This is a genomic window from Micromonospora sp. AMSO12t (assembly GCF_008806585.1).
Classification (GTDB): Bacteria; Actinomycetota; Actinomycetes; order Mycobacteriales; family Micromonosporaceae; genus Micromonospora; species Micromonospora reichwaldensis.
On sequence record NZ_WAAS01000475.1, the window covers coordinates 1 to 1,969 of the forward strand.

The following is a 1,969-nucleotide window of genomic DNA, read 5'->3' on the forward strand; positions in this document are numbered from 1 at the left end:
CCCGGCGTCGACCGTTCGACCCCCAGTTCCGTGCCGCCAGGACGAGTGTCGAGGACCAGCGGGTAGAGGAAGGCCCCTGTGCCTACTTGGTATCCCACCAGTCCCACCACTGCTCCGGCGCTTGCTCGAAGGCAGCAACGGTAGGCGCCTTGTGTCGGGCAGTGCCGCCGTCGATGCCGGGGGCGCAGGAGCGGAACGGCCCGTCGGGGCCGAGCAGCACCGGCAGGTGGTGGTCCAGTTCACGCAGCCAGCCGAGCATGCCAGTCATCTCCAGCCGGGCATGTTCCCAGCCGTACCACAAGGCGGTCAGCCGGGTCACGGCTTCGTCGTGGCGCCACCACTGCTCGCACCAGTGCCACCGCACCAGCCCAACCTCGCCGACCGGCCGGGGAAATCCCGGCAGGAGGTAGTCGCGGACCCACTCCTCGACAGTCGCGTACACCGGTGGCTGCCCCTCCACGCCGCTGACCGCGCGGTCGGCGACAACCTGCTGAAGTTCGGCGACCTGCCTGGTCAACAGCGCCACCTGGGCTGCGAAATCCTCTGTCGTCCCGTCCACCTCACCGGAAGGACTTGAGGTTTTCACGCTGGTCATCGGGTCACCGCCCGGACCCGCTTCGATCCCACGGTCGCCGGCCGCTTGGCGGCCACGAGGGGGTCCACCTTCCCGCCGACGACCAGCGGAGCGAACGTACTGCCGAGGCGGCGCTGCTGGGCCACGGCTTCGTCGTGGCTGGCCGATCCGAAACGCCCCGTGGCCACAACGAGCCCCTCGGTACGCTCGTCGACTGCGGTGCGCGGGTGATCCGGCGTCCCGGCGACGGCGCGGGCCTGAGCCCGCTCCTCGTCCGCGCGTGCCAGCAAGTCGCGTTCGATGGCATCGGCGACCACCGGCGTCAGTACGCCTGCCTCTCGGGTCTGACTCACGTACTGACGTGCCAGTACGAGGCCGTCCGCCGCCGGCGCTCGGCCGCTGGCGCGCAGGTCACGCTGTAGCCGGTCCAGCGCCTCGGGACTGACGTCGGCGAGCAGCCGGCCTGCTTCAGCGCGTACGGCGGCGTCCAGGTCGTTGAGCGCCTGCCCACCAGCGGGTAGCGCCTTCCCGTTCGCGCCGGCGCGCAACTTCGGGCCCTCCGGGCCACTGTGCGGTCGCGCCGCCCTGCCGCTGGCACCGGCCCTCGCCGCTTCGCTCTCCCAGACCTCGTGGGCCGCGGCGCGGGCAGCGTCGGGAGCGGACCTTCCGGCTGCCCGCTGCCGGTCGTACGCGGCCCGCCACTGCGGGTGCAACTCACCCAAGCGGTCCAGGGCGAGCCCCGCGAGCTTCTGCGCGACGGGGTCGCCGGCGGCGGCGTGCACCGTCGCCGTACGCCATACCTCGGCCACCTCGGTGAGGGTGGCGTCCTTCAGCCACGAGCCGTCGACCCGGCGGGCGAGTCGCTCCCGGTCGGCACGGACGGCGTCGCCAAGCCGGGCGGCGGCGCGGCTGGCCGCCTCGGCGGCCCGCTCCCGGCCGGCGACGCGTTCCTCCTCGGCGGCCCTGCGCTGGATGCCCACCGCAGCAAAGCGGGCGACGGCTTCGCTGAGGGTAGAGATGACGCCGAAGAACTGCATCGCCTTCTGTCTGGCCTCGTCGACCGGGTCGTCGTGCTGTGGTTGCATGATTCTGACTCCTCCCGTTACCGGGCCCGCGGTGTGCGGCGGGCACTGTCCACTGTCGGGCTGGGCGTTACCGCCACGGTGAGCGGTGCCGTTACCGGCCGCTGCCCGCCGGCGGCGAGAGTCCGGAGTTGCCGGGCCGCGTCCCGGGCTGCCTGCGCCTGGTGCAGTCGCTGCTGAGCGGTGCGGAGGTACTCCAGCGCGTCGGCAAGCCGGGCCATGTCGAGCACCAGCGCCATCGCGGCGACCGAGTCCTCGTCTCCGGCAATGCGACCCATGAGCGCTACCAGCCGCGACATCGCCCTCAGTTCGT

General features: G+C 72.4%; 2 protein-coding genes and 1 pseudogene. All 3 read right to left on the reverse strand.

Annotated features, from left to right (window positions below):
- Window positions 1–82: 82 nt before the first annotated feature.
- A complete protein-coding gene (locus F6X68_RS32400) occupies window positions 83–595 on the reverse strand; it encodes a DUF4913 domain-containing protein (RefSeq protein ID WP_151457796.1) in 513 nt (170 codons plus the stop codon).
- Window positions 592–1,659 carry a hypothetical protein gene (locus tag F6X68_RS33800; protein WP_192581647.1) on the reverse strand — a complete coding sequence of 356 codons (1,068 nt, stop codon included), beginning with the start codon at window positions 1,657–1,659 and terminating at the stop codon, window positions 592–594. Before F6X68_RS33800 ends, F6X68_RS32400 begins: the two co-directional genes overlap by 4 nt.
- A gap of 17 nt (window positions 1,660–1,676) precedes the next feature.
- Window positions 1,677–1,969: pseudogene (locus F6X68_RS32410) on the reverse strand (relaxase); the annotation flags it as partial.

Coding starts and splice junctions, on each gene's coding strand:
- F6X68_RS32400 (WP_151457796.1), bottom strand. CDS start 595: ATGACCAGCGTGAAAACCTCAAGTCCTTCCGGTGAGGTGGACGGGACG.
- F6X68_RS33800 (WP_192581647.1), bottom strand. CDS start 1,659: ATGCAACCACAGCACGACGACCCGGTCGACGAGGCCAGACAGAAGGCG.